At 69.8% G+C, this 20,555-nt stretch carries 18 protein-coding genes; 13 read left to right on the top strand and 5 right to left on the bottom strand.

The features are described 5' to 3' along the window. Positions 1–192: 192 nt before the first annotated feature. From ACFYXF_RS50835 to ACFYXF_RS50810, 6 genes are all read left to right on the top strand, one after another. The gene (locus tag ACFYXF_RS50835; RefSeq protein ID WP_389361063.1) at positions 193–828 is read left to right on the top strand and encodes a TetR/AcrR family transcriptional regulator; all 636 of its coding nucleotides are present in this window, start codon (positions 193–195) and stop codon (positions 826–828) included. Between the two features lie 326 nt (positions 829–1,154). Further along, positions 1,155–2,897, top strand: a complete 1,743-nt coding sequence (locus ACFYXF_RS50830; protein ID WP_389361061.1) for a sensor histidine kinase — start codon at positions 1,155–1,157, stop codon at positions 2,895–2,897. Next, positions 2,894–3,301: a roadblock/LC7 domain-containing protein gene (locus ACFYXF_RS50825; RefSeq protein ID WP_389361059.1), complete on the top strand. Its 408-nt coding sequence runs from the start codon at positions 2,894–2,896 to the stop codon at positions 3,299–3,301. The genes ACFYXF_RS50830 and ACFYXF_RS50825 overlap by 4 nt, the downstream gene beginning before the upstream one ends. Next, positions 3,298–3,774 carry a DUF742 domain-containing protein gene (locus tag ACFYXF_RS50820; RefSeq protein WP_389361057.1) on the top strand — a complete coding sequence of 159 codons (477 nt, stop codon included), beginning with the start codon at positions 3,298–3,300 and terminating at the stop codon, positions 3,772–3,774. Before ACFYXF_RS50825 ends, ACFYXF_RS50820 begins: the two co-directional genes overlap by 4 nt. Then, positions 3,755–4,375, top strand: a complete 621-nt coding sequence (locus tag ACFYXF_RS50815; protein ID WP_389361055.1) for an ATP/GTP-binding protein — start codon at positions 3,755–3,757, stop codon at positions 4,373–4,375. Before ACFYXF_RS50820 ends, ACFYXF_RS50815 begins: the two co-directional genes overlap by 20 nt. Before the next feature lie 96 nt (positions 4,376–4,471). Continuing rightward, positions 4,472–5,968, top strand: a complete 1,497-nt coding sequence (locus tag ACFYXF_RS50810; protein WP_389361053.1) for a cytochrome P450 — start codon at positions 4,472–4,474, stop codon at positions 5,966–5,968. Between the two features lie 18 nt (positions 5,969–5,986). Here the strand turns inward: ACFYXF_RS50810 and ACFYXF_RS50805 are convergent, their stop codons facing one another. After that, entirely contained in the window at positions 5,987–6,928 is a 942-nt protein-coding gene (locus ACFYXF_RS50805) for an RluA family pseudouridine synthase (RefSeq protein ID WP_389361051.1), read from the bottom strand. A 647-nt stretch (positions 6,929–7,575) separates the two neighbouring features. Here ACFYXF_RS50805 and ACFYXF_RS50800 point away from each other — a divergent pair. After that, positions 7,576–8,595 carry a terpene synthase family protein gene (locus ACFYXF_RS50800; protein ID WP_389361049.1) on the top strand — a complete coding sequence of 340 codons (1,020 nt, stop codon included), beginning with the start codon at positions 7,576–7,578 and terminating at the stop codon, positions 8,593–8,595. On the opposite strand, the gene ACFYXF_RS50795 is transcribed toward ACFYXF_RS50800, so the two are convergent. The 3 genes from ACFYXF_RS50795 to ACFYXF_RS50785 all read right to left on the bottom strand — a co-directional run bounded on the left by ACFYXF_RS50795 (position 8,592) and on the right by ACFYXF_RS50785 (position 12,703). Next, positions 8,592–10,148 carry an amino acid permease gene (locus tag ACFYXF_RS50795; RefSeq protein WP_389361046.1) on the bottom strand — a complete coding sequence of 519 codons (1,557 nt, stop codon included), beginning with the start codon at positions 10,146–10,148 and terminating at the stop codon, positions 8,592–8,594. The genes ACFYXF_RS50800 and ACFYXF_RS50795 overlap by 4 nt on opposite strands. 562 nt (positions 10,149–10,710) lie before the next feature. Further along, a complete protein-coding gene (locus ACFYXF_RS50790) occupies positions 10,711–11,559 on the bottom strand; it encodes a siderophore-interacting protein (protein ID WP_389361044.1) in 849 nt (282 codons plus the stop codon). Between the two features lie 211 nt (positions 11,560–11,770). Further along, the gene (locus ACFYXF_RS50785; RefSeq protein WP_389361118.1) at positions 11,771–12,703 is read right to left on the bottom strand and encodes a 5'-3' exonuclease H3TH domain-containing protein; all 933 of its coding nucleotides are present in this window, start codon (positions 12,701–12,703) and stop codon (positions 11,771–11,773) included. 209 nt (positions 12,704–12,912) lie between these two features. On the opposite strand from ACFYXF_RS50785, the gene ACFYXF_RS50780 reads away from it, so the two are divergent. From ACFYXF_RS50780 to ACFYXF_RS50760, 5 genes are all read left to right on the top strand, one after another. Beyond that, positions 12,913–14,001, top strand: a complete 1,089-nt coding sequence (locus ACFYXF_RS50780) for a glycine betaine/L-proline ABC transporter ATP-binding protein (protein WP_389361042.1) — start codon at positions 12,913–12,915, stop codon at positions 13,999–14,001. Further along, positions 13,994–15,835 carry an ABC transporter permease/substrate binding protein gene (locus ACFYXF_RS50775; protein WP_389361040.1) on the top strand — a complete coding sequence of 614 codons (1,842 nt, stop codon included), beginning with the start codon at positions 13,994–13,996 and terminating at the stop codon, positions 15,833–15,835. The genes ACFYXF_RS50780 and ACFYXF_RS50775 overlap by 8 nt, the downstream gene beginning before the upstream one ends. A gap of 476 nt (positions 15,836–16,311) precedes the next feature. Beyond that, positions 16,312–16,881, top strand: a complete 570-nt coding sequence (locus ACFYXF_RS50770) for a helix-turn-helix domain-containing protein (protein ID WP_369035829.1) — start codon at positions 16,312–16,314, stop codon at positions 16,879–16,881. Positions 16,882–17,019: 138 nt separating this feature from the next. Further along, on the top strand, positions 17,020–17,634 hold the full coding sequence (locus tag ACFYXF_RS50765; protein ID WP_389361037.1) for a methyltransferase: 615 nt from the start codon (positions 17,020–17,022) through the stop codon (positions 17,632–17,634). Further along, positions 17,631–18,374, top strand: a complete 744-nt coding sequence (locus ACFYXF_RS50760; protein WP_389361035.1) for a helical backbone metal receptor — start codon at positions 17,631–17,633, stop codon at positions 18,372–18,374. The genes ACFYXF_RS50765 and ACFYXF_RS50760 overlap by 4 nt, the downstream gene beginning before the upstream one ends. On the opposite strand, the gene ACFYXF_RS50755 is transcribed toward ACFYXF_RS50760, so the two are convergent. Beyond that, positions 18,301–19,455 carry a TDT family transporter gene (locus tag ACFYXF_RS50755; protein ID WP_389361033.1) on the bottom strand — a complete coding sequence of 385 codons (1,155 nt, stop codon included), beginning with the start codon at positions 19,453–19,455 and terminating at the stop codon, positions 18,301–18,303. The genes ACFYXF_RS50760 and ACFYXF_RS50755 overlap by 74 nt on opposite strands. A gap of 70 nt (positions 19,456–19,525) precedes the next feature. Between ACFYXF_RS50755 and ACFYXF_RS50750 the strand changes: the two genes are divergently transcribed. Next, a complete protein-coding gene (locus tag ACFYXF_RS50750; protein WP_389361031.1) occupies positions 19,526–20,449 on the top strand; it encodes a LysR family transcriptional regulator in 924 nt (307 codons plus the stop codon). Positions 20,450–20,555 lie beyond the last annotated feature (106 nt).

The raw sequence follows: 20,555 nt of genomic DNA, 5'->3' as shown, positions 1-20,555 counted from the left end.
CGGGGTCCTCCGGCTCCGAAGTCGTACTGCGTGACGTGCTGGTTGTCGTGGCACTTGGTCGCGGCATCTAATTTCTGTCGCCCGACAGAAATTAGGTGGGCGGCGAGACACCGGAATTGCCCGTGTGTTTCCACCCCGTTACCGATTGCTCACGAAGATCGCCGGACCGGTCGGTATGCGAGGATCGAACGCATGGGAACGACGGGCGGGTCGGGTGGACGGCGGGTCGGCAGGCCGCGGGCCGCGCAACGGCCGGACAGCGGGGTCGCTCCACGAGCCGAACTGCTCGCCGCCGCCGCCGAGTTGTTCACCACCCGAGGCTACGCGGCCACCACCACCCGGATCATCGCCGAGCGGGCGGGGATGCGCCAGGCGTCCATGTACCACTACGTCTCCGGCAAGGAGGAGCTGCTCGCCGAGCTGCTGGAGTCCACCGTCACCCCCTCCTTGACATACGCCCGCGGACTGCTCGCCGACGACACGACCCCGGCCGGGGACCGGCTCTGGGAGCTGTGCCGCACCGACGTCGAGCTGCTCTGCGGCGGCCCGCACAACCTCGGCGGCCTCTATCTCCTCCCCGAGGTGCGCGCCGAACGCTTCGCCGGCTTCCACGCCGTACGGGCCGAACTCAAGGACGCCTACCGGCAGTTGCTCGCCGCTACGGCCGCCGGTGGGGCACTCGCCAAGAGCGAGCTGGATCTGCGGACGGATCTGCTCTTCGGGCTCATCGAGGGCGTCATCCTCGTACACCGCTCCGACCCCGAGCGTCCGGTCTCGGTCTTCGCGGAAGCCACCGCGGACGCGGCGCTGCGCATCGCCGGCATCTGAGGCAGAGGCGTCCCTGAGGGCTCCGAGGGGCTCGTTCACCCATCACGGTGAGTGGTTTTCGTACGCCTGGACGTCGTGACGCAGTGTGTGCGATTGCATCCGCAGCGTGCAAATGGAGCTGAGGGTACTCCAGTCGCAAGGGGCATTTCAGAGGCTTGCCGAATATGACACGGCGTTGATCCGGTCGGACTAAGCTCGCCCGCAGCGCACCAAGTTGGGATGTATTCGTGCGCTTGTTCCCAAAAATGCCGAAGATCCAGATAGTTCCCAGACGTACCCCACAGCAAGCTCCCCCAACCCCAGCCGACCTGTCTCAGAGGGCATACATGGTGAGTGTTCAATCGCCTCCCGGTGGCCGTGAACTTCCCTACGCGCGCGTGCTGTTGCTGCCTGCCATAGCGATGGCCGGGGCGACCGGAGCGGCCGGCGCCCTGGTGACAGGGCCGGCCCGCATCGCCGTCGGCTGGTGCGGGGCCGTCGCCACGGTCCTGGTCGTCGCGGTGGCCGCCGAAGTGGTCCGCCGCGGCCGTACCGTCCGTGGCCTGCGGGCCGAGCACGCCCGTCACACTGCGTATCTGGAGCGGCGCATCGCCGCCCACGACGAGGACTTCGCCCGGCTCGGCAAGGAGATCCTGCCGTACGCGCTCCGCATGATGCGCGGTGTCGGTTCACCCTCAGAGGTGATTCGCCAGATGGGTCTGGCGAACTCCCCGTACCGCGAACTCCCCGTACCGCAGAGCAAACTGCTGCTGCTCGTCATGGAGATCATCGACCATGAGGAGGCCATGCGGGACGGCTCGCAGCGCGCCTTCGTCAGCATCGCCCGGCGCGTCCAGTCGATCGTCCACCAACAGGCCAACGAACTCCGGGAGATGGAGGAGGACCACGGCCGCAACCCCGAGGTCTTCGACGACCTCCTGCGCATCGACCACGGCACCGCGCTGATCGGCCGCCTCGCCGACTCCATCTCCGTGCTCGGCGGCGGCCGGCCCGGACGCCAGTGGCCCGAGCCCGTCGCGCTGTACAGCGTGCTGCGCGGGGCGATGTCCCGGATCCTGGAGTACCGCCGTATCGACCTGACCTCCATCGCGAAGGTCCAGGTCGACGGCAACTCCGTCGAACCGGTCATCCACGCGGCGGCCGAACTCCTCGACAACGCCACGCGCTACTCGCCGCCCCACACCAAGGTCCACGTCACGGCGACCGAGGTGCAGACAGGCATCGCCATCGAGATCGAGGACGCCGGCGTCAGCCTCAGCGAGGAGTCCCGCAAGCGCGCCGAGGACATGATCGCCCGCGCCCAGGTCGGCTTCGACCTCAACGACCTCGGCGAGGCCCCGCGCCTCGGCCTGGCGGTCGTGGGACGCCTGTGCGAGGCGTTCAACATGCAGATCTCGCTCAGGCAGTCCGCGTACGGCGGTGTCCGCGCCATCCTGGTCGTGCCGTCCGAGATGCTCACCACCGAACCCGGTGTCGGTCTCGCCCACGGCATCGGCGCCACCGCCGCGCCCAAGCCCGAACTCGGCGCGGTGGAAGGCCCCAAGCGCCCGCCCAAGAAGCGCCGCCCCACGACCGGCCCGCGAATCCCGGCCTCCGTCTCCATGGAGGACGACATCCCGGAGGTCACCGAGTGGACCGAGAACGGCCTGCCGCAGCGCCGCAGCCGGGTCAAGACCCCGCTCAGCGAGCGGTACGCCCGGTCCAGGGCCGCCGAGGCCGAGATGGAGGCCGACCCGGAACTGCGGAAGCTGTGGGAGCCCGAGTCGCAGAAGAGGAAGGACAAGGAGGACGAGCCCCTGCCGGGCCTGTGGGTCGAGGCGTTCATGGAGGGACTCAAGGGCGACCCGGACCCCACGGCCTTCACCAGGAACCCCGACGACCCGACGACGTTCTCCGACCACCCGGACGACGCGCCCGACTACGTGTTCCCGGGCGACTCCACGGCCCCGGGCGGCCACCCGGACGACCTGGCGGCCTTCGGCGGCCACCGGGAAGACCCGACCGCACCCAGTGCGACCAACCAGCAGCCGGCCCACGCTGAGGCCGACGACGAGGGGGACCTCAAGTGATCTCGCAGCGAGCCAACTTCGACTGGATGCTCAAGGCACTCGCCGACGGCGTACCGGGTGTCCAGCAGATCGTGGTGCTCTCCGCCGACGGCCTGCGTATCGCCCGCTACGGCGGCGACCCCGACGCCGCCGACCGTGTCGCCGCCGCCTGCGCGGGGCTGCAGAGCCTCGCGGGCGCCGTCGCGCACGAGATCCCGGGCAGCGACGGCACGATGAAGATGGTCATCATCGAGGTCACCGGCGGCTACTTCTACCTGATGGCCGCGGGCCCCAACGCCTACCTCGCGGTCCTCGCCAACGTGGTCGCCGAACCCGGCAGCATGAGCCACCACATGCGTGACCTCGTGGTCCGGATCGGCGAACACCTCACCAGTCCGCCCCGGCGGAACGGGCAGACCGTATGACTCCTCCGCAGCGCCGACGGCGCTATCCGATCAAACAGGAACCGCCCCCGGAGCCGCTCCTTCTGCGTCCGGCCGTTACGGAGGCCGGAGCAGACCCGGAGGGCAAGGAAGGGGCGGAGGGCACAGAGGGCAAGGAGGGGGAGGGGAAGAACCCCGAACGGCTCTATGTGCTCACCGGCGCGGCCCAGGGCGGCGAGCGCGCCCCGCTCGACCTCGTCACGTTAATCGTGGCGTGCGCCGAGCCGCCGCCCTCTGCCCCGCCGGAGCAGTCGGCGCTGCTCCGCCTCTGCAAGGCCCCTCTGTCCGTGGCCGAGATCTCGGCCTATCTCAACCTGCCGTTCAGCGTGGTGACCGTCCTGCTCACCGAGCTGCTGACGGCCGAACTGGTCCAGGCGCGCGACCCGCTGATCCGCCAGTCGCTCGCCGACCGTTCCCTCCTCGAAGCGGTGATGCATGGACTTCAAAGGCTCTGACACCATCCCGGGTCCACGGACCGAGGACCGACTGCCGCACTCCACCCAGGCCGCGGTGAAGATCGTGATCGTGGGCGGATTCGGCGTCGGCAAGACGACCATGGTCGGCTCGGTCAGCGAGATCAGGCCGCTGACCACCGAAGAGACCATGACGCAGGCCGGCATCGGCGTCGACGACAACTACGGCTCCGACTCCAAGACCGCCACCACCGTGGCCATGGACTTCGGCCGCATCAGCATCACCGACCAGTTGGTGCTGTACCTCTTCGGCACCCCCGGCCAGGAACGCTTCTGGTTCCTCTGGAACGGCCTGTTCGAAGGCGCCCTGGGCGCGGTCGTCCTGATCGACACGCGACGCCTGGAAGTGAGCTTCGACGTGATAGGGCGCCTTGAAGAACGAGGCGTCCCCTTCGTCATCGCCGTCAACTCCTTCCCGGACGCCCCCCGTTACCCGGTCGAGGACCTCCGCTCGGCTCTCGACCTGGCCCCGGAGATCCCGATCGTGGAGTGCGACGCCCGACGGCGGGCCTCCAGCCGGGACACGCTCATGACGCTCATGCGGTTTCTGCACTCCTTGGAGATGACGAAGGCGTCGGTCTGAGCGCGGCGACCGGCAATCCCACCTCGCATCCCGTCTGTTTCCCCCTCCCAACAACCCATCTGACCTCGGATTCACTTCAGTTTCGGAGCGATCACCGTGACGCCTGACCCCCACTCGCTGACCGACACGGACGACACCGCCCTCAGCCCACCCCCGGGCTGCCCCGCCCACGGCACCGGCCCCGGCGGACTACGCCGGCTGTACGGCCCGGAGGCCGCGGACCTGGGAGCCGTGTACGAGAAACTGCGGGCCGAGCATGGCGCGGTGGCGCCTGCGCTGCTCCACGACGATGTACCGATCTGGGTGGTGCTCGGCCACGGCGAGAACATGCACATGGTGCGCAGCCCCTCGCAGTTCTGCCGGGACACCCGGTTGTGGACTCCCCTGCATGACGGCACGGTCAAGCCCGACCACCCGCTCATGCCGCACGTCTACTGGCAGCCCATCTGCTGCTACGCCGAGGGTGACGAGCACCTGCGGCTGCGCGGAGCGGTCACCGGCGCCATGTCGACCATCGACCACCGGGGCCTGCGCCGCCACATCAACCGCGCGACCCAGCTTCTCGTCAACAAGTTCTGCGAGGAGGGCAGGGCCGACCTGGTCAGTCAGTTCTGCGAGCACCTGCCGATGGCGGTGCTGTGCGAGATCTTCGGTATGCCGGACGAGTACAACGACCGGATCGTGGAGGCCACCCGCGACCTGCCCAAGGGCACTGAGACCGCCATCGCCAGCAACGCGTACCTCATGGACATCCTGATGCGGCTCACCAGTCGTCGCCGGGCCGATCCTCAGGACGACTTCACCAGCCATCTCATCAACCATCCGGCGAAGCTCACCGATGAGGAGGTCGGCCAGCACCTGCGCGTCGTCATGATCGCCGCGTACGAGGCCACGGTGAACCTCCTCGCCAACGTACTGCGGGTGGTGCTCACCAACCCGGGCTTCCGGGCGCAGCTCAACGGTGGCCAGATGACGGTGCCCCAGGCGGTCGAGCAGTCCCTTTGGGACGAGCCGCCCTTCAGCACGATCATCCCCTACATCGCCAAGCAGGAGACCGAGCTCGGTGGCCAGCGCATCAAGAAGGGTGACGGCCTCCTCTTCGGCATCGCGCCGGGCAACGTGGACCCGCGCGTCCGTCCCGACCTGAAGGCCAACATGCAGGGCAACCGCTCCCACCTCGCCTTTGGCGGCGGCCCTCACGAGTGCCCGGGCCAGGACATCGGACGCGCAGTCGCCGACGTCGGTGTCGACGCGCTGCTGACCCGCCTGCCGGACGTCCAGCTCGCCTGCGATGAGCACGAGCTGCGTTGGCAGGAGTCCATCTCGAACCGGCACCTGGTGGAACTGCCGGTGAAGTTCGTGCCGAAGGTCCAGCAGGACGTCACACAGCTCCCGTCCATCAATCCTGTGCCCTCGCAGCGCTCCAAGAACTGGCAGGTCGGCACGGTGGAACCACAACCCGCCGCTCCACAGCCCACGGTCTCGGACCCCACCGTTTCGGAGCCCACCACTCCGACCCCGGCGGCGACGGCCGAACCGGCTGCTCGACCGGGGGTGTTCCGGCGCATCCTGCGCTGGTGGCGCGGCGACTGAACCGGCCGGGCGCCGGGGCTATCCGGCCCACTCGTCGTACGACGACCACGCCCGCAGCACGCGAGGGCTGACGAATCGGTGCTCGCGCCCCGTGACCGGATCGGTGAACTCCAGGACCCGCGCCAGCAGTTGGAGCGGACGCCGGAAGTCACCGGCCGTCACGGGGCAGGTCACCACGGGGTAGAGGGGATCGCCGAGGATCGGCACCCCCAACGCGCTCATGTGCACCCGTAGTTGGTGTGTCTGCCCGGTACGCGGTGTCAGCCGGTACCGGGCACGCCCGTTCCTGTGTTCCAGAAGCTCGACCCGACTTTCGGCGTTGGGCTCGCCCTCGACCTCACGGGCCGCCAGGACCCCGCGCTCCTTGAGGATCCGGCTGCGCACGGTACGCGGCAGGGCCAACGAGGGGTCGTACGGGGCCACCGCCTCGTACTCCTTCGCCACGCGCCTGTCGCGGAACAGCGACTGATACGCGCCGCGCTCCTCCGGCCGCACGGTGAACAGCACCAGCCCGGCCGTGAGCCGGTCCAGCCGGTGCGCCGGGCTCAGCGCCGGAATGCCCAGTTGCCGCCGCAGCCGCGCCAGGGCCGTCTCGGCGACATGGCTGCCGCGCGGGGTGGTGGCCAGGAAGTGCGGCTTGTCGGCCACCACGATGTGCTCATCCCGGTAGACGACTTCGACCGTGAACGGCACCCGCTCCTCGTCGGGCAGTTCCCGGTGGAACCAGACGAACATCCCTGGCACGTATGCCGTGTCCCGTAGCACCGGACGCCCGGTGGCGTCCACGATCCTTCCCGCGTCCAGCATCCCGTCGATCATCTCGTCGTCGGCCGCGAGGCGGGCCACGAGATGATCCCGTACGGTCGCCCACGCATCCCCGACCGGCAACCGTACGCGCACGGGATCCACCCCGTCGCGCTGCGGCAGGGGAGAGGGCGGGGGCGGAGTGCGGCGTCTCATCACGATCAAGCGTACGGACGAAGCCGGGTGCGGGTGTGCCGACGGCAGCCGGCGTGGTAAAGGTCGCAACGGAACGCCTGGGCCGAAGAGTATGCCGATACCACTGGTCACAGGGCGCTTTCACAGTCCTGGGAGCAGACGAATGGTGCTTCGAGCGCTCCCGGTGTGCGCCCTTCCCGGAGGGCGTACGCCTGCGTCACCGTGGAAGCTATCTGGGCCTACGTCGCCTGTTCGATTACATTTGGGTGTCGGGTCGGCCCGGGGCGGGGCAGTGATCGCGGTGTCGGGCCGGTCAGAACGTGACTGCGTCTTCGAGGAAGGCGAAGTTGTCGCGACTGTCCGGGAGGCGAGGCCGTCGACAGGGGTATGAAGCACGCTTTGAAGTCGGCCGAGCAGTCCGCGCCCTGATCGAGGAGTGCAGGAGGTGCGTCATTCCTTCCTTCGCGCAGCCGCAGCACTGCAGCCCGTTCCTCGCTGAGAGAGGGTCTTCGTCGAGCGGGGCATCCAATGGCTGCCCGGCAAGGCTTCGACGACGTCGAGATCATGAAGATTGCCGAGGGAGGTAACAGCTCTCCCTCAATTCCCGAGCAATAAAGGGAACGCCATCCCACATGCCATCCCGAGCCTTCTATCGGTTAAGGAGCACTGTGAACAAGCGCGCAATTACGACAACGTATCCACGATCGTGGTGTGCCGGCGCGGAGTCCTCCTCCCCTGACCGGTATCAGGGGGCGGAGCGCGCCATGATGTCGTGGCTCACCGGCCGCGGGCTCATATCATCCCAATACTCTAGCGTGCTCGAACGGGCTGAGGTAGCTCGCAACTGCGCCAACTCCTACCCTTCGGCCACGGGCCCCCACCTGAATACGATCAGTAAATTCCTCGGACTCTGGTTCGCCTTCGATGATCCGGCGGAAGGTGTGGGGACGGGCGGTCGTGAGACCAAGGCCGGTCCGGCCCTGGTCGGAGAACTGGAGCGGGGGGCGCTCGAAGGTGATCCTTTCCTGAGTGCCTGGTGGGAATTGGGGCAGGATTTCAAGCACACGATGAGTCCGCAGTGGCGCAAGCGGTTCTCCGGCCACTTCGAGGCATGGATGTATTCCGTGGAGGACGAGGCGGATCTCAGCACACGTGCTCGCAAGGGGCAGCCGCCTCGGCTGCACGAGTACTTCCCTGTCCGTTCCTATTCGGTGGGGATAGACAACTGGATCGATCTTATCGAGTACACGCAGGGGCGTGAATTACCGGTCGACTTCTTCTCTGATCCCCACGTCCGGGAAATCTGGCAGTTGGCCCGCGTCCTGCACATCCTCGACAACGACCTTCACGGCATCACCAAGGACATGGACGACAGCTGGCTCAATGCCGTCTTCTCGATCGCGCACGAGCGAGATCTCTCGTGGGTCGATGGTGCCGCAGAGGCAGCACGACTCCACGAGGATCTCCTTGGTCGCTTCCTCCACATTGAGGAGCGCGCCCGCCGTCGAACAGGAATCGGATGGTGGTTCGACGCCCTCCATCACATGCTTGCCGGCCTGGCGGTGTGGACGCACAGCACTCCGAGGTACAGCTCCGTTCACCGTTTGAGGGGGGAGACGCTCGAAGTGAACGTGGTCTTCACCGCGGAACCTCACAGCTCTCCGCTGCCGCTACCGGTGGCTTGTTAAGCCGGCTCCCGCAGTGCCTGAGCGGGTTCCCCGGCAGAGCGCACCCGTTGGGCACGCACGAGTCGGTACAGCACCCCACCCCCCACCGTGCCCCCCAAGAACAACACCGTGAACCACTGGAAGTACCAGTGCCCGCCCGCCGGGTCATAGACCGCCGCCCGCGGCCAGGCCAGGTTGATGGTCATGAACAGGCCGTAGAGCAGGGCGAGGGCGTTGACCGGGATGCCCCAGCGGCCCAGGGAGAAGAGGGGCTTGCCCGTCTCGTCGGTGCCTTCGGTGGTGAACGTGCCCTTCACGCGTCGTAGGAGCAGGGGGCCCGTCACCATCGCGTACGCCAGGTACAGCATCACGATGCACGTCGTGCCGATGGCCAGGAACGCCTCCGGAGACGCGAAGTTGAGGAGGAGCAGGGCCGCCGCCAGGACGCCGACGACCAGGGCCGGGGCGTTCGGCATGCCCGTGCGGGGGTTGACCTTGGCGAGGCGGGCCGAGAAGGGGAGCTGGCCGTCCCGGGCCATCGAGAACAGCATCCGGCACGCCGACGTCTGGATCGCCAGCGTCGCCACCGCGATCGCCACCACCACGTCGACCAGCAGGGCACGCCCCACCCCGTCGCCGAGGCTGCTCGTCAGGACGTAGCTCAGGCCCTCGACGCCGAGCCGGCCGTCGGTGAGGCTCGGGGCGGCGAGCAGGCCGGCGAGGATGATCAGGCCGCCCAGCAGGCCCGCCGAGGCGAGCGCGGTCAGGATCGTGCGGGGCGCTGTGCGCCGGGGGTTGTGCGTCTCCTCGCTCATCTCGCCCGCGCTGTCGAACCCGATCATCACGTACGCCGCCGTGAACGAGCCCACCAGCAGCGCCCCGAACAGGCCCGACTCCAGGGCTGTTCCGGTGTGGAAGGTGATGCCCGGAGTGCGCTCGGAGTGGGTGAACAGCAGCACGATGATCAGGACCGCGCCGATGATCTCGGCGGTCACGCCGACCCGGTTGATCAGGGACATCACACGGTTGTCGATGACGTTCACGAACGTCGTCAGGACCAGGAGGAGCACGCCGAGGATCGCCGCGTTGGCCGCGCCGCTCGCCGAGGTCGGGGCCGGGTCGTCGCCGACCAGCTGGAAGCCGGACCAGATCGCGGGCATGACGACCTGGAGCGCGAGCGCCGCCGCCGCGACCACCACGATCTGCCCGATCACCATGATCCAGCCGGCGAACCAGCCGAAGGTGAGGTTGGAGAGCCGGGACGACCACTGGTAGATCGCGCCGGAGATCGGATACTGAGCGGCCAGCTCCGCGAAGCACGCGGCGACCAGCAGCTGGCCGATGAGCACGGCGGGCCAGGCCCAGAAGAAGACGGGGCCGCCGAACGCGTACCCGAAGGCGAAGAACTGGAAGACGGTCGTCAGAACGGAGATGAAGGAGAACCCGGCCGCGAACGAGGCGTACCGGCCGAGGCTGCGGTGCAGTTCCTGGCGGTAGCCGAACTCGGCGAGGGAGCCGTCGGCGGACGGCTCCGGCGGGTCGGGGCGTACGTCGGGGTCAGCGGTGGTCGTCACGGCGGGACCTGCCTTCGGCGCGGAATTCCTGTCGGGTGACAGAAATTAGGGAGGCGCTGTTTCGCAGGGATGTCGCGGCCGTATCGAGGCGGGGCCCAAGTCCTCACGTGCCGACGGCGACCGGGCAATCGGGCAACTGGGCGATGGGGCGGCTGGGCGGCTTGATGAGGCTCGGCGGCATGGTACTGGCTCGGGGGTCGTTCCCGCCCGGTGTCTTCAGGACACGGCGCGACCGTGGTGAGGGCGTGGCGGGAGGCATCGCGCTGGGGCGCGCAGCCGATCTCCACCCGCCGCCGACCGGACCGTCAACTGGGCGATGGGTGCGGGGAGTCCGAGGTTGCGCGACCACTCCGGCGAGGGGCGTCCGCCCGCCCCGGCCCTACTCCACTCCGGCCGTGGGCGCTCGACCGTCCCGACCGCAGATGCGCGACCACCCCGACCGGGGAGCCCCGCTCGGTCGGAGCGGCGCGTCGTAGGCCCGGCCTCTACGCAACCCGGACCGACGGGGCCCGGGTTCCTGCGGGCCCCGATGGCTCACCGGCGTGCAGGAAGCCGCCGGTGCTCAGGACGCCGCCGGTTCGGCGGCCTCCTGCTCCGCCTCCACCTGTGCGTTCCACTCCCGCTTCGATGCCTGCCAGCCGTCCTCGTTGTGGCCGAGGCGCCAGTAGCCGGAGATCGAGAGGTCCTCGCGCGGGATCTCGCGCTCCACCCGCAGCAGCCGGCGCAGTTCCTTCACGAAGGCCGCCTCGCCGTGTACGAACGCGTGGACCCGGCCCGCGGGGAACTCCAGGGTGCGTACGGCCTCCACGAGGGCCTCGCCCAGGGGGCGTTCGCCGCGGTGCAGCCAGTGGACCTCCACGTCGGAGTCGATCTTCTGCTCCTCCTCGGGGCCTGCGACCTCCACGAAGGCGTACGCCTTCGCGCCGTCGGGCAGCGCCTCCAGGGCGCAGGCGATCGCGGGCAGCGCGCTCTCGTCCCCGACGAGCAGATGCCAGTCGGCGTCCGGGTCGGGGCCGTACGCGCCGCCGGGGCCGCCGAAGGAGACCGTCTCACCCGGCTGGACGCGCATCGCCCAGGGGCCGGCCAGGCCCTCGTCGCCGTGCAGGACGAAGTCCAGGGTCAGCTCGCGCAGTTCGGGGTCCCAGGCGCGCACCGTGTAGGTGCGCGTCACCGGCCACTGCTCGCGCGGGAACTCCGCGCGGACGCGCTGCATGTCGAAGGGCTCCGGATAGGTGACGCCCTCGGCCGGGAACAGCAGTTTCACGTAGTGGTCGGTGCGGGTGCCGGCCGTGAACTCGGCGAGGCCGTCGCCGCCCAGGACCACGCGTTGCATATGTGGAGTCAGTCGCTCGGTGCGGACGACCTGCGCGGAGTGGGTCTTCGGAGCCCTGCGTTCCGGGCGCTCTGCCATGACGGCCTCCCTGTTCCCTTTGCTTAGGCTTACCTAAGTTAGCATCTCCCCCTTGGAAATCCCTGTCACCCGAGGTGTTTTGTTGCGTAAAGACGCCTCAAAAAGAGAGTGGTGTTCTCTGGGGTGAGGATGTTGTTCTCCCCGGGCGAGGGTGTCGTGCCTGATGGTGGGGCACGAGTACATCGTGCCTCGCTCCGGGGGAAGCGGTACCTCAGCTGCCCAGTGTCGTGAGCAATCTCTCCAATGACCCGCCAAGTCCCCAGCGGGCCGCGAGCGCGTCGAGCATCTCGGGGTCGCGAGGAGTACGCGGCACCGCCGTGTTGACGTCCGGCAGCGGAACATCGCCCGCGACCAGCACGACCTTGGGCGCGACCTCGACATACGGCCGTGACTCGTCGAGCCGTTTCCGCTGCGACGGCGTCAGCTTCGCCTTCGGGTCGTCGACCGCGGCCATGATCCCGGCCAGGTCGCCGAACTCGGCAAGGAGCTTCGCGGCCGTCTTCTCGCCGATGCCGGGTACGCCCGGCAGCCCGTCGCTCGGGTCGCCGCGCAGCAGCGCCAGATCCGCGTACCCCCGCCCGTCCACGCCGTACTTCTCGCGCAGCCACGCCTCGTCGGTCAGCTGGAGGGTGCCCACGCCCTTGAGCGGGTACAGGACACGTCTCCCGCGCGCGTCGTCGACCAGCTGATACAGGTCCCGGTCGCCGGTGACGATGTCCACGGGGCCCTCGGCGCGGGCGGTGAACGTGCCGATCACGTCGTCCGCCTCGTACCCCGGGACGCCCACGCGCGCGATCCCGACCGCGTCCAGCACCGCCTCGATGATCGGCACCTGCGGCGACAGGGTGTCCGGCACCTCCTCCTCGTCCGGACCGACCTCGCGCTCCTCGGCGACGCGGTGGGCCTTGTACGACGGGATCAGGTCGACCCGCCACTGCGGACGCCAGTCCGCGTCCATGCAGGCCACGAGGTGGTCCGGCCGATGGTCCCTGACCAGCCGGTCGATGAATTCGAGCAGCCCGCGCACGGCGTTCACCGGCGTGCCGTCCGGAGCCTTCACGGACTCCGGGACGCCGAAATAGGCGCGGAAATAGAGCGAGGCGGTGTCGAGAAGCATCAGTCGTCCGGTCACGCCTCGCATCATGCCGTACGCCACTGACAGTCACCCCGGGCCGCCCGCTCTCCAGGGCGGTGTTGCTCCCGCGAAGGCCTTGTGAACTGGCCCACTCGCCCGTTTGCCCACGTCGGACAGGGGCAGGCGCGGTCACGGACGAACCCGGTTGTTCGCGCAACCGACGTAACCGAAAGACACGACCGAAGAGCGCCACCGAAGTGCACGACCGAGGAGCACCCTTGTCATCCAGGCTTGAGGCCGAGCATCTGTACAAGGTGTTCGGCAGACGACCCGAAGACGCGGTGAAACGGCTCGAACAGGGAGCCGACCGCGACGAACTGCGCGACGACGGCATCACGGCCGCCGTCATCGACGCGTCCTTCACCGTGGAACCGGGCGAGATCTTCGTCGTCATGGGCCTGTCCGGCTCCGGCAAGTCGACCCTGCTGCGCATGCTCAACGGCCTGCTCGAACCCACCGCCGGACGCGTCAGCTTCGACGGCCACGACCTGACCGCGCTCGGCGACCGTGAACTGCGCGCGGTACGGGCGAACAAGATCAGCATGGTCTTCCAGCACTTCGCGCTCTTCCCGCACCGCAGCGTCCGCGAGAACGCCGCGTACGGCCTGTCCGTGCAGGGCGTGCCCCGCGCCGAGCGCGATCGCCGCGCCGACGAGGCGCTCGCCCTGTGCGGTCTGGCCGGCTGGGAGAACTCGTGGCCCGACGAGCTGTCCGGCGGTATGCAGCAGCGCGTGGGTCTGGCCCGGGCGCTCGCCACCGACGCCGATCTGCTGCTCATGGACGAGTCGTTCAGCGCGCTCGACCCGCTGATCCGCCGGGACATGCAGGACCAGCTCCTGGAACTCCAGAAGACCCTCAAGAAGACCATCGTGTTCATCACCCACGACCTCAACGAGGCCATGCGCCTGGGCGACCGCATCGCCGTCATGCGCGACGGCCGCATCGTCCAGACCGGCACCGCGGAGGACATCCTCGTCCGCCCCGCCAACGAGTACGTCGCCTCCTTCACCAAGGACGTCGACCGCTCCCGTGTCCTCACCGCGGGCGCCGTCATGGACCCGGAGACCCACGGCGACGAGGCCGACTGCGACTGCGCGACGGCGACGCCCGACACGCCGTTCAACGAACTGTGCGCGCTCAGCGCGCGCGTGCCCCACCCGGTCGCCGTGCTCACCGAGGACCGCGAACTCGTCGGTGTCGTACCGCGCCAGCGCCTCGTCGGCTTCCTGGGCGACCGGCAGGGGGACCCGGAACCCTGTACCGGCTCGCACGATTCGCGTGACGGGAAGGTGACCGCCCGTGCCTAGGATCCAGCTCGGCAACTGGGTCGACGACGGCGTCAGCTGGCTCGTCGACCACATGTCCTGGCTCTTCGACGCGATCAAGACGGTCGTGGAGGGCCTGTACGACGGCATCGACGCGGTGCTGACCGCCCCCGAGCCGCTCCTCCTGGCAGGCATCCTCGCGGTGGCCGCCTGGTGGCTGCGCGGCCTCGTCGCGGGCGTCCTCGCGTTCGCCGGATTCGCGCTCGTCGACTCCATGGCCCTGTGGGACAAGGCCATGTCGACGCTCTCCCTGGTGCTCGTCGCCACCCTCATCGCCCTGGTGATCTCGATCCCGCTGGGCATCTGGGCGGCCCGCTCCCGCACGGTCAGCGCCGTCGTACGCCCCGTCCTGGACCTGCTCCAGACGATGCCGTCGATGGTGCTGCTGATCCCGGCGATCCTGTTCTTCGGGATGGGCGTCCCGGCGGGTGTCGTCGCGACCCTGATCTTCGCCCTCGCCCCCGGCGTACGCATGACCGAACTCGGCATCCGGCAGGTCGACGCCGAACTCGTCGAGGCCGCCGAGGCGTTCGGCACCCCGCCCCGCGACACACTGCTGCGTGTCCAGCTGCCGCTCGCGCTGCCGACGATCATGGCGGGCGTCAACCAGGTCATCATGCTGGGCCTGTCCATGGTCGTCATCGCGGGCATGGTCGGCACCGGCGGCCTCGGCGGCGCCGTCAACGAGGCCATCGGCCAGCTCGACATCGGTCTCGGCTTCGAGGCGGGTCTCGGCATCGTCGTCCTCGCCATCTACCTCGACCGGATGACCGGCGCACTCGGCGCCCAGATCTCCCCATTGGGCCGTCGCGCCGCGGCGAAGGCCCGTACCGCGGGCACCGCCAAGGCCTGGAACTACCGCCCCCGCCCGGCGATCGCGCTGGCCGGTGTGCTCGTCCTGGCGCTCGTCGCGGGCGGCCTCGGCATCTTCGGCTCCTCCTCGCAGGACACCCGGGCGACCGGGGCAGCAGACGTGGGCCAGGGCAAGAAGGTCACCATTGGTTACATCCCCTGGGACGAGGGCATCGCCACGACGTTCCTGTGGAAGGAGCTGCTGGAGGAGCGCGGCTTCGACGTCACCACCACCCAGTACGCGGCCGGCCCGCTGTACACGGGCCTGGCGACCGGCCAGATCGACTTCCAGACCGACTCCTGGCTGCCCGTCACCCACGCCGAGTACTGGAAGAAGTACGGCGATCAGCTCGACGACCTGGGCAAGTGGTACGGCCCCACCTCCCTGGAGCTGTCCGTCCCCTCGTACGTGAAGGGCGTCGACTCGCTCGCCGACCTCAAGGGACAGTCGTCGAAGTTCAAGGGCCGCATCGTCGGCATCGAACCGAGCGCCGGGATGATGGGCCTCCTCAAGGACAAGGTCCTCAAGGAGTACGGCCTCGACGGCGAGTACGAGGTCGTCGACGGCTCCACCCCGGCCATGCTCGCCGAACTCAAGCGCGCGTACGCCAAGAAGGAACCCATCGCAGTGACCCTCTGGTCGCCGCACTGGGCGTACAACGACTACGACCTGAGGAAGCTCAAGGACCCCAAGGGGGCCTGGGGCAAGGGCGACGGTGTGCACACGCTGGCCCGGAAGGGCTTCGCCGACGACAACCCCGAGGTCGGCGGCTGGCTGAAGAACTTCTCCATGACGGAGGGACAGCTCACCGGCCTGGAGGCGGGAATCCAGCGGGCGGGCAAGGGCGGCGAGCAGGACGCCGTCCGCACCTGGCTGAAGGCGAACCCCGGACTTGCCGAGAAATGGGCACCGACGGGCGGTTCCGAGGGGAAGAGCGGTGCGAAAGGGGTATCGAACAACTGAGGGAGCCGCTCAAGAGGGGTGGGTCGAACCGGACGGCACGCGCGCGTGTGCGGGTGTCTTTCCGGCGAGGCCCACCCCTCGCGGCGTTTCCGGGCGGACGGACTTGTTCCGCGTACGAGAAGGATCCGGACAACCACGGAGCGCGATGCCATCCCCCCGGCCCGGCCGCCGAGTCGGCCGGTTCCGCTGGTCAGCTCCGCCGCACGCGCGCGTGGGACGGCGCGCGGAGGGGTCGGGCGGCCCGTCCGCTGGCGCGAACCGTGAGGGTCGGGCCCGACGCGGGGCGGCACCGATGTGACGGGCGCATGAAACGGTTTGACGAACATGCGTAGGGTGCAAGGAACTCATCAGGGAACGCGTCGTGCATGCTTCGGAGTCGATCTGGCGAACAGCCACCGAACACGCGGCGCGATGCGCTGTGATGGGACGTGTACACAACCGGGACGCGACGACGAGCCGAGGAGGGAGCCGGAGCTATGGGCGACCACAAAGAACAGCCCCTTCGGGTGGGCGCGGCCGTCCGGCGGCGGCGCCGGGCGCTGGAGCTGACCCTCGCCGTCGTGGCCGAACGCAGCGGCCTGTCGGTGCCCTTCCTGAGCCAGATCGAGAACGAGCGGGCCCGGCCGAGCCGCAGCTCCCTGGAGAAGGTCGCCGACGCCCTGCGCACCACCGCGGTCGAACTCCTCGCGGCGGCCGACCCCGCATGCAGTGTCGACGTCGTCCGCGCGGACGCCCTCGAACCCGCTCCTGACGAGCCCCGGGTTCGCTCCCTCGTCCGTGGCCACCAGCAGCTGCACGCCATGGAGTTCAGCGGCGACCACGACGCGGGCCGCGAATTCCAGCACCGCAACGACGAGTTGATGTACGTCGCCGACGGCGCCGTCGAGGTCGAGGCGGAGGGCCGCGCACACCGGCTCGGCCGCGGCGACACGCTGTATCTGACGGGCGGGGTACGGCACCGCTGGCGGGCGACCGTGCCGGACACCCGGGTGATCGTGGTGGCGGTGGCCGAACACATCGAAGCGGTCCAGGACGGCCGCCGCTGAGGCACCCGGATGCTCCGGTGCGCAGATACAGATACAGATATAGATACATGTGCTGAAATGCCCTTCCCTGCGGCACTTTTGGGCGGTTTGAGGATCACTCCCGTCCCCGTTGTCAGACCCTGCCCCGATACTGGCGACATGTCCGGCACCTCTGCGTACGCCTTCGACAGCGCCTCCGAACACGCGGGCGGCCGTTTCGACGCCCTCCAGACCTGCTACGACCCGGTGACGTTCGCGCGGCTCGCGGACCTGGGCGTCACCCCCGGCATGCGCTGCCTCGACGTGGCGTACGACCCGTACGGTGCCGTGCGCCGGCTCGCCGCCCTCGATCGGATGGTGCGCGCCCTGCGCCCAGGCGGCCGGCTCGTTCTCGACGAGTTCGACTGCGCCTGGGTGCCGGTCCTGTCGGCACCCTCGCCCGGGGCGGCCACGCTCTTCGAGACCGTCCACGACGCCCTGATCGACCTCCTGACCCGCGCCGGCGCCGACCCCCGCTGGGGCCTTCGGACGTACGGCGCCCTGCGCGCGGCGGGCCTGACGGACGTGGCGTCGGCCACCTGGGCCGGGGCGTGGCCGGGCGGCGGGGCGGGCGTCCGGCTCCACGCGGTCAACGTGCGCCAGGTCAGAGACCGCCTGGTGGCGGAGTGCGGGGTACCGGACGCGGACATCGACGAATTCCTGCGGCTGCTCGACGACCCGGCGTTCGCCGTCAACTCGTATCCATTGATCAGCACTTGGGGGACACGACCATGAGGGTGATCTCGCTGGTGCCGTCCCTGACGGAGGCGGTCGCGGTCACGGTGCCCGGCGTTCTCGTCGGGGTCACGGACTGGTGCAGCCATCCGACCGACCTCGGCGACGACGTGGTCCGTATCGGCGGCACCAAGAACCCCAAGGTCGAGCGGATCGTCGCGCTCGCCCCCGACCTGGTCGTCGCCAACGAGGAGGAGAACCGCGAGCCGGACCTCGCCGCCCTGCGCGAGGCGGGCATCGAGGTGCTCCTCACCGAGGTACGGGACGTGCCGCAGGCCTTCCGGGAGCTGGAGCGGGTGGTGACCGCGTGCGGGGCGAGCGCGCGACCCCGGTGGCTGGACGAGGCGGAGACGGCGTGGTCGGCGCCGGAGCGCTGGTGGCCGACGGCCGGGGAGGGCCGTACGACCGCTGTCGTGCCGATCTGGCGGCGGCCCTGGATGGTGCTCGGCCGGGACACCTTCGCCGGTGACGTGCTGGCACGGTTGGGAGTCGACAACGCGTACGCGGACCACGCCGAACGCTATCCGCGCATACCGATCGAGGAGTTGGCGGCCGTGGTCGCGTCCGGAATGGTCGTCCTGCCGGACGAGCCGTACCGCTTCACGGCCGAGGACGGGCCCGAGGCGTTCGAGGGGGTGCCCTGCGCGCTCGTCAGCGGGCGCCATCTCACCTGGTACGGCCCGTCCCTGGCCGAGGCGCCACAGGTGCTGGGCGAGGCCCTGCGAGCAGCTCACCGCTGACCAGCCCCCGGACGGTACGGACGGCGGCGCCGGCCCAGGCGGTGAGGAGCAAGCCGTACAGGGCGACGGCGAGGACGTCGAAGGCGACAAGCCCGGTGTGCCTGCCAAGACTCTCCGCACCCGTGACACAGGTCCCCACCGGGAAGGTGAAGGCCCACCACGTCATCGCGAAGCCCATGCCCCGGCGCCGGGCGCGCAGCACCAGCGCACCGGCGAACACGAGCCACAACAGGGCGAAGCCCATGACGGGGACGCCGTAGAGGACGGCGGCGGCAGCTGCGATGCCGTGCGGCACGGGTACGACGCCCGGGGCGTGGTCGGCGAAGTTGCCGGCGGCGGTGGTGGACTGGCCGAGCGGACCCAGGGCCAGGAACAGGGTCGGGGTGAGGGCGAGCGGGAGCGGGGCGGTCGTCGACACGAGCCGCGCGAAGACGAGCGGCAGCATCACCAGGGTCGCGAGCAGACTCAGCCCGAACATGGCCAGGCAGGCGTACAGGAGCGCCTGCTGCCCCTGCCCCGGCGGGAGATGGGGGAGGAACAGCGGCCCGAGCGCCGCGGACACCATGGGCGCGACGACAGGCAGCAGCCATACGGGGCTGGGGGCCCCGCCGCGTACGACCAGCAGGTACGGGACGGCGACGGCGGCGACGAGCCCGACGACCGTGCCGACGGTGAACAGGACCGCGTCCAGGGCCAGGGCGGCGGGGAGGCCGATCCAGTCCCGCCCGACGAGGAGGGCGCCACCGCCGACAGCGGTCAAGGCCATGGCGAGACAGCCGTAGAAGGGCGCGGTCGCCGGGTCGAGGAGGTGGGCGCGGGCCTGGTCGTGGTGGTGGGTCCAGTGCAGGGCGCGGGCGCAGAGCAGCGCGAGCAGGAGGGCGAGGGAGAGGGCCCAGACGGCCGTGCAGACGGTACGCAGTCCCGGGATGCCGTCCGCGCCGGGGAGACCGGCGCCCGCGGTGCCCACGATGGCGGTGCCCATGACGGGGGCGTACCAGTTGGGGCCGAGGTGGCGGAGGGGGCCGAGGAAGATGTGCGGCTGGGGGAGTGGGCGGGCGAGAGCGGGGGCTGCGATGGCCATGTCCTCACGGTCGCGCGGGGTGAGGACGGTCACCAGGGGCCTTGGGTGTATGAGGGCATAAGCTGGATCTATGGGTGATGTGGAAGGCAGGGCCGCCCGGCCGACGGGGGTCGCGCACCGGGTCCCCGATCTCGGCGCGATGGAGCTGCTGCTTGCGGTGGCGCGGCTGGGGAGTCTCGGGCGGGCGGCGCAGGAGCTGGGCGTCACCCAGCCGGCCGCCAGCAGCCGTATCCGGTCGATGGAGCGGCAGCTGGGCCTGGCCCTCGTGGACCGGTCGCCGCGCGGATCCCGGCTCACGGACGCGGGTGTGCTCGTCACCGACTGGGCACGGCGGGTCGTGGAGGCGGCGGAGGCGTTCGACGCCGGCGCGCAGGCCCTGCGGGTGCGACGCGACTCCCGGCTGCGGGTGGCGGCGAGCATGACGATCGCCGAGTACCTGCTGCCGGGTTGGCTGCTCGCGCTGCGCGCGCTCCGTCCCGAGACGGCGGTGTCGCTGCTCGCCGGGAACTCGGCGACGGTGGCCGAGCGGGTCCTGGCGGACGAGGCGGACCTCGGCTTCGTGGAGGGCACGGGCGTGCCGAGCGGGCTGGACTCGGCGGTCGTCGCGAAGGACCGGCTGATCGTGGTGACGGCGCCGGGGCATCCGTGGGCGCGGCGGCGGAAGCCGGTGGGGGCGGAGGAGTTGGCGGTGACGCCGTTGATCCTGCGGGAGGAGGGGTCGGGGACTCGGCAGGTGCTGGATACGGCGCTGGGTGGGTTGGCGCGTCCGCTGATCGAGCTGTCGTCGACTACCGCGGTGAAGGCTTCGGCTGTGGGTGGGGCGGGGCCGGCGGTGTTGAGTGAGCTGGCGGTGGGGGAGGAGTTGTCGACGCGGAGGTTGGTGTGTGTGCCGTTGGCGGGGGTGAGGCTGGATCGGGAGCTGCGGGCGGTGTGGCCGACGGGGCATCGGCCGACGGGGCCGGCTCGGGAGTTGCTGGGGTTGACGCGGGGGTGAGGTCACAGTTCCTTCGCCCCCGCCGCCCCTACCCGTCCCATCCTTCTGGGGGCTGCGCCCCCAGACCCCCCTTTCGCGCTGAACGCGCTCGTCCTCAAACGCCGGA

Source organism: Streptomyces sp. NPDC002680 (genome assembly GCF_042889145.1).
Taxonomy (GTDB): domain Bacteria; phylum Actinomycetota; class Actinomycetes; order Streptomycetales; family Streptomycetaceae; genus Streptomyces; species Streptomyces adonidis.
The sequence above is the reverse complement of the archived record's forward strand: the minus strand, read 5'-3'. Positions and strand labels throughout refer to the sequence as shown.